Raw genomic sequence first — 6,773 nt, 5'->3', positions numbered from 1 at the left:
TCCGCCTCGCCATGACGGCGAGGATCACCCGTGCCGTCATGGCGAGCGACAGCGAAACAATCCGGCACCGCCACGGCTGCGTGAAATGAAAAGAGCCCGCCGCGAGGCATTCGCGGCAGGCTCCGACGATGTCCGATGCCTCACCCAAAGCGGGCGAGGCGATCCCTCAGAAGTAGGACTTCAGCACGCCGCGGCGGCGCACGTCGAGGGTGGCGCAGTGGAATGAGCCGCCGAACGGGCCGTAGGACAGGAACGGCGCCGGGATCGGGTCGAAGCCCCAATCCTTGAGGGCCTTGATCAGGGTCGGCTGGCTGGCATCGACGACGATCTTCTTCTCGTCGATGGCGAGCACGTTGATCGAGGTCCAGGGCGAGCACATCGAGATCTTGCTCATGAAGCCCGAAACCGGGTCGGGGCGCGGGGCGATCAGCACGTCCCACTTCTTGAGCACCGCCGGGAGCTTCTCGACGTCGATGTAGTCGGGATTGACCAGCACCTTGCCCGGCGCGAGCGGCATGAACGACGAGTCGATATGCATCGGCTGCGGGCAGCGGCTCTCGATCTCGTGGATGCGGAAGCCGGGGCCGAGATGGCGGCGCAGCCACTCGATGCCCATCAGGTTCGTCACGTTGGAGCGGGTCACGAACAGGTCGCGGCCGCAGCGCACGAAGTCGGCGGCGTCGAAGACCGGCTCGAACTCGTTGACCGTGAACTGCATGGGCTCGCCGGCCTTCAGGTTCGGCACCCGGTAATCGTAGTTGTAGAGGTCGTCGGTCAGCTGCGGACGCGGCGCCGAGGTCCAGCGAGCACCCGCGCGAAAATATTCCTTGAACAGCGAGCGGTAGGCGTCGCCCTCGAAGTAGCGCGAGCGCCAGCACATCGGGCTCTCGATGATCTCGTCGCCGATCACGAGGTACGGGTCGCGCGGGCAGGCGACGCAGAAGCCGCGCGACGTCCAGCGCGGCGCCTTGAACTTCTTCGAGAAGTCGACCGAGTCGGGACGGCGGACCTTCACGCCCTCGCCGGCCAGGATCGAGATGAAGTTGTCCAGCTCCTGCTGAGCCAGTTTCTTCATGAACTTCGGATACTTCCAGCCGGAGGCGAAGCGGTAGAACGGCTGCGCCGCCCGCGGCAGGTTGAAGATCACGGTGAGGTGGTGGGTCGGGATCGTGGCGCCGTCGAGCGAGCCGACGATCACCTCCTCCAGCGGATCCCACTCGTTCCAGGCCATCACCGGGCTGCGGGTGGCCGGGGCGCGGCCTTCCGACTCGTGGCGGCCCTCGTACCCTTCCGTGAACCCCTTCGACGAGGCGTCGTCGATCAGGGCGGAATCCGCCGTGATCTGCGGCTCGCGATCCATTTTAGGCTCCCTAGAAGCGGCGTCTCGCGACAATCGTCGTCAGCAGCCACCGCGGGCGCCGCTTTGCTCCCCGGTGTGTCAATCGGGTGATAGACAGCGCTGGGCAAAGCTGCAACCTGCCGGAACGCTTCCCGCCACCGGCTAAGCTTCGATGGTCGCTTCTGGTGGGATTTCGACAACACAAGCCTTCGCGATCATTCGAAAGAGGCTGATGAAGCGTCTCACAACACTGGCATCGATCGTCGGATTGGGCACGGCGCTGGCGCTGTTCCTGTCGTCCGGCGTATCCGATGTCACCGCCGCGGTGGTGAGCGCGGGCTGGGGAACGCTCGCCGTCGTGCTCGCCCGCTTCCTCGCGGTCGCCTGGGCCGGTCTCGGCTGGCACGTGGTGTTCCCCCGCGGCGCCGGGCCGACCCTGCGCGACTGCATCTCGCTGCGCTTCGTGCGCGAGGGCATCAACACGCTCCTGCCGGTGGCGCAGGTCGGCGGCGACCTCATCGGCGCGCGCCTGCTCACCCGCCGCGGCACGCCGGGCGGCATGGCCGGCGCCAGCATGTTCGTCGACCTGATGACGCAGGCGGTGACCCAGCTCGTCTTCACGATCGCCGGCCTCCTCCTCCTGATGCAGATCACCGGCGACGGGCCGCTGGTCCGCACCGTCGCGGGCGGCGTGCTGCTCGCCATCCCGGCGCTCGCCGCCTTCTACGTCATCCAGCGCCGCAGCGGTCACCGCCTGATCGAGGCCGCGCTCAGCCGCTTCGCCGCCGGCCGCGAGTGGCGCGCGCTGGGCGCGATCGAGGTGCTCTACGAGAACCTGCGCCGCCTTTACGGCAACCGCGCCCGCGTCGGCGCGGCGCTGCTGATCCACCTCGCCGGCTGGGTCGTCGGCACCGTCGAGGTGTGGATCGCCCTCAACGCCATGGGCTACTCGATCAGCTTCGTCGATGCCCTGGTGATCGAGAGCCTCGCCCAGGCCGTGCGCGGCGCCGCCTTCGTCGTGCCCGGCGCCATCGGCGCCCAGGAGGGCGGCCTGATCGCGCTGGGCGCCCTGTTCGGCATCCCGGCGGAGGCCGCGCTGGCCCTGTCGCTGGTCAAGCGCGTCGCCGACCTCTCCGTCGGCCTGCCGAGCCTCGCCCTGTGGAACCTGATGGAGCGCAGGACCGCCGCCTCGTCCGAGCCCGAAACCGCCGAGGCGGTTCGCGAAGGGCTCGGCGCGATCCGCGCGCGGCTCGGCCGCCGTCCCGGTCCCGCCCCGCTCGCCCCGGCCTACGGCTATCCCGCCGCCCGGAACCCGGCCGTCCTCTCCCCCGACAACGAAGCTGGAGCGCTCCAGAAGTGCGCCTGAACCGCCGCACCCTTCTCGCCGCCGCTGCGGCGCTCGCCGTCTCGGGGACGCCGCAGATCGCCCGTGCCGCCGAGGATCCGGCGGTCGAGCCGATCAAGCGTCTCTACGCCAAGTTCGAGGAGGCGCTGAAGAACGGCGCGGGCGACCTCAAGAGCCGTCTCGCGATCGTCGGCGACACCCTGGCCGCCACCTTCGACACGCCGGCCATGGTGCGCACCGCCGTCGGCCCGAAGTGGAAGACCTTCAAGCCCGAGCAGCAGGACGCGCTGACCGAGACCTTCGGCAAGTACTTCGTCACGCTCTACGCCAACCGCCTCTCGCAGGCGGCGGGCGGCAAGTTCGACATCAAGCCGCAGAGCGAGGAGCGCGGGCCCAACCGCGTCGTCTTCACCCGCGTCTCGAACAAGGACGGCGATGAATCGGACGTCGATTACGTCGTCAACGCGGGCAACCGGGTGCAGGACGTGCTGCTCAACGGCAATGTCAGCGAGGTCGCCTCGATGCGGGCGAGCTTCGCCGACCCGCTCAAGGGCGGCGCCGACGGCCTGCTGAAATTCATGCGCGAACGCACCGACGGAATGCTCGCCGCCAAAGTCTCGCCGCGAGAGTAAGGGCTTACAAGCGTTTCCTCGTGCCGGGGCCGAGATCGATTCGGCGGCATCGAGTTCATCTGGACAAAGGCCCGGAGCCGACCGCCACCCGTCGGGGCGGCATCCGGGCCTGACCCTTTCAGACCGCCGTCCGCGGCGCCCGAACCGAGACAGCAGCGAGCAACGCCGCGCCATGGACCTGAACGAGCTGTCGGCCTGGATCGCCCCCGCGCTTCTCCTGATGGCGCTCGCCGGCTGCGTCTACGCCCTGCTCGCCGCCATCCTCGTCGGCCGCTTCGCCGCGCAGCCCACGCCGACGCTCGCGGCCGATGCGCCGCGCCCCGGCGTGTCGATCCTCAAGCCGCTCTGCGGCCTCGAACCGGACCTGTTCGAGAACCTCGACAGCTTCTGCCGCCAGGACTACGCCGGCCCGGTGCAGGTCGTGTTCGGCGTCCAGAACGCCGCCGACCCGGCGATCGGCGTGGTCCAGCGCCTGCGCGCGGCCCATCCGCGCTTGACGATCGATCTCGTGGTGGATGCGAGCCAGCACGGCTCGAACCGCAAGGTCTCCAACCTCATCAACATGTCGGACAAGATCGCCCACGGCGTCGTGGTGCTGGCCGACAGCGACATGTCGGTGCGATCCGACTACCTGGAGCGCGTCGTCGCCGCCCTGTCGCAGCCGGGGGTCTCCGGCGTGACCTGCCTCTACCACGGCGTGCCGGGCGACCGCGGCCTGTGCGCCCAACTCGCCGCGCTCGCCATCGACGTCCAGTTCGTGCCCAACGTCATCCTCGGCACCACCTTCGATCTCGCCCGGCCCTGTTTCGGCTCGACCATCGCGATGACCGCCGCCTCGCTCGCCCGCATCGGCGGCTTCCGCGCCTTCAAGGACGATCTGGCCGACGACTACGCCATCGGCGAGGCCCTGCGCGCCGAGGGCGGCCGCGTGGCGATCCCCGCGCTGACCATCGGCCATGCCTGCGTCGACACCGAGCTGTCCGGCCTGTGGCGGCACGAGCTGCGCTGGAACCGCACCATCCGCAACGTCGATCCCAAGGGCTATGCCGGCTCCGTCGTCACCCACGCCTTCCCGCTGGCGCTGCTCGCAGCGCTGATGCCCGGCGCGGGCGCCGGGGCGCTCGCGGTGGCCGCGCTCGCGCTCGCCTGCCGCATCCTGCTGTGCCTGCGCATCGAGCGGGCCTTCGGCCTCGCGCCGCACGCCTACTGGCTGTTGCCGATTCGCGACATGCTCTCCTTCATCAACTTCACCTGGAGCTTCGTCTCGGGTGCGGTGACATGGAAAGGTCACGATTACCGTGTGGTTGCGGACGGTACGCTGATTCCGGAGCACGGCCTCGGTCGCGAGTCGCGCGCCACCTCGGTCTGAACTCCTAAAACCTCACATCAATACTGTCTCGAGCCTTGAGGCCTTGAACCCCATGCGCACGCTCTTCCTGCAGGCCCCCACCTTCGACGGCTTCGACGGCGGTGCCGGCTCCCGTTACCAGGCCAAGCGCGAGATCAAGTCGTTCTGGTACCCGACCTGGCTCGCCCAGCCGGCCGCCCTGGTGCCGAACTCGAAGCTGATCGACGCGCCCCCGCACAACATCAAGCTCGACGAGATCGTGGCCCAGGCCAACGATTTCGACCTCGTCGTGCTCCACACCTCGGTCCCGTCCTTCAAGTCCGATGTGAAGACCGTCGAGGCCCTCAAGGCCGCCAACCCCAAGCTCATCGCCGGCCTGATCGGCGCCAAGGTCGCGGTCGATGCCGCCGGCTCGATGGCGCAGGCGCCGGTGATCGACTTCGTCGCCCGCAACGAGTTCGACTTCACCGTCAAGGAAGTCGCCGACGGTGTGCCGATGTCGCAGATCAAGGGTCTGTCCTATCGTGACGCCAACGGCGTCGTGGTCCACAACGAGGACCGCGAGATCATGACGGACATGGACCAGCTTCCCTTCGTCACGAGCGTGTACAAGCGCGATCTCGAGATGGAGAAGTACTTCATCGGCTACCTGAAGCACCCCTACATCTCGTTCTACTCGGGCCGCGGCTGCAAGAGCCGCTGCACCTTCTGCCTGTGGCCGCAGACCGTCGGCGGGCACACCTACCGCACCCGCTCGGTCGCCCACGTGATCGAAGAGATCAAGTACTGCATGAAGGAGTTCCCGCAGACGAAGGAATTCTTCTTCGACGACGACACCTTCACCGACAACCTGCCCCGCGCGGAAGAGATCGCCCGCGAGCTGGGCAAGCTCGGCGTGACCTGGTCGTGCAACGCCAAGGCCAACGTGCCGCGCGAGACCCTGAAGGTGCTCAAGGAGAACGGCCTGCGCCTGCTCCTGGTCGGCTACGAGTCCGGCAACCAGAAGATCCTGAACAACATCAAGAAGGGCATGCGCGTCGAGGTGGCGGAGAAGTTCACCAAGGACTGCCACGACCTCGGCATCGCCATCCACGGCACCTTCATCGTCGGCCTGCCGGGCGAGACCAAGGAGACGATCCAGGAGACGATCGCCTTCGCCAAGCGCATCAACCCGCACACGATCCAGGTCTCCCTGGCCGCGCCCTATCCGGGCACCTTCCTCTACAAGCAGGCGGTGGAGAACGGCTGGCTCGACGTCGAGAACGCCGAACTCGTCGACGAGAACGGCGTGCAGATCGCGCCCCTCCACTACCCGCATCTGTCCCACTCGGAGATCTTCTCGGCGGTCGAGGAGTTCTACCGGAAGTTCTACTTCCGCGCGCCGAAGATCGCCTCGATCGTCAACGAGATGGTCCGCTCGCCCGAGATGATGAAGCGCCGCCTGCGCGAGGGCGTCGAGTTCTGGCACTTCCTGCGGGACCGCAAGGCCGCCGCGTAACGCCGACAGAGACATCGGAATCAGGAATGGCCGGGCCTTGGGCCCGGCCATTTCCGTTTCCAGGGCTCCGCCCTAGACCCGCGAGAGGGCTCGCCCTCGCGACACCCGAACCATGGGGCCGAGCGTGAAGCGACTGGTCGTCACCGCCGACGATTTCGGCCTGAGCCGCGAGGTCAACGAGGCCGTCGAGCAGGCCCACCGCGAGGGGATCCTCACCGCCGCCAGCCTGATGGTCTCGGCCCCCGGCGCCGCCGACGCGCTCGCCCGCGCCCGGCGCACGCCCTCCCTGCGGGTCGGGCTCCACCTCGTCCTGGTCGAGGCATGGCCAACGCTGCCGCCCCAAAACCTCCCCGACCTGACGGACGGGCAGGGGCTGATGCGGCGCGACATGGAGCGCCTCGGCCTCGACCTCGCCCTCAAGGCGACCGCCCGCCGCCAGCTCGCCGCGGAGATCCGGGCGCAGTTCGAGGCGTTTCGCGCGACCGGCCTCGCGCTCGACCACGTCAACGCCCACAAGCACTTCCACATCCACCCGCTGATCGCCGGGATGGTGCTGCGGATCGGCCGCGATTACGGGATGCGGGCGCTGCGGGTGCCGCGCGAGCCGCGCG

6 protein-coding genes are annotated in these 6,773 nt (G+C 68.4%); 5 read left to right on the top strand and 1 reads right to left on the bottom strand.

Annotation, left to right across the window (positions count from 1 at the left end; genetic code table 11):
* Positions 1-166: 166 nt before the first annotated feature.
* A complete protein-coding gene (locus MFF42_RS19390; RefSeq protein WP_238257211.1) occupies positions 167-1,360 on the bottom strand; it encodes an amidinotransferase in 1,194 nt (397 codons plus the stop codon).
* A gap of 211 nt (positions 1,361-1,571) precedes the next feature.
* On the opposite strand from MFF42_RS19390, the gene MFF42_RS19385 reads away from it, so the two are divergent.
* The 5 genes from MFF42_RS19385 to hpnK form a co-directional block, all read left to right on the top strand.
* On the top strand, positions 1,572-2,705 hold the full coding sequence (locus tag MFF42_RS19385; RefSeq protein WP_238257210.1) for an HpnL family protein: 1,134 nt from the start codon (positions 1,572-1,574) through the stop codon (positions 2,703-2,705).
* Positions 2,696-3,316 (top strand): MlaC/ttg2D family ABC transporter substrate-binding protein, encoded by a 621-nt coding sequence (locus tag MFF42_RS19380; RefSeq protein WP_238257209.1) that lies wholly within the window; start codon positions 2,696-2,698, stop codon positions 3,314-3,316. Before MFF42_RS19385 ends, MFF42_RS19380 begins: the two co-directional genes overlap by 10 nt.
* 172 nt (positions 3,317-3,488) lie before the next feature.
* A complete protein-coding gene (gene hpnI, locus MFF42_RS19375; protein WP_238257208.1) occupies positions 3,489-4,685 on the top strand; it encodes a bacteriohopanetetrol glucosamine biosynthesis glycosyltransferase HpnI in 1,197 nt (398 codons plus the stop codon).
* 52 nt (positions 4,686-4,737) lie between these two features.
* Positions 4,738-6,162 carry a hopanoid biosynthesis associated radical SAM protein HpnJ gene (hpnJ, locus tag MFF42_RS19370; RefSeq protein WP_238257207.1) on the top strand — a complete coding sequence of 475 codons (1,425 nt, stop codon included), beginning with the start codon at positions 4,738-4,740 and terminating at the stop codon, positions 6,160-6,162.
* A 124-nt stretch (positions 6,163-6,286) separates the two neighbouring features.
* The coding region (hpnK, locus tag MFF42_RS19365) for a hopanoid biosynthesis-associated protein HpnK (RefSeq protein WP_238257212.1) at positions 6,287-6,773 on the top strand (487 nt) is incomplete at its 3' end.

Origin of the sequence: Methylorubrum podarium (genome assembly GCF_022179745.1) — a bacterium.
GTDB lineage: Bacteria > Pseudomonadota > Alphaproteobacteria > Rhizobiales > Beijerinckiaceae > Methylobacterium > Methylobacterium podarium.
This window is presented reverse-complemented; position numbering and strand designations above follow the sequence as displayed.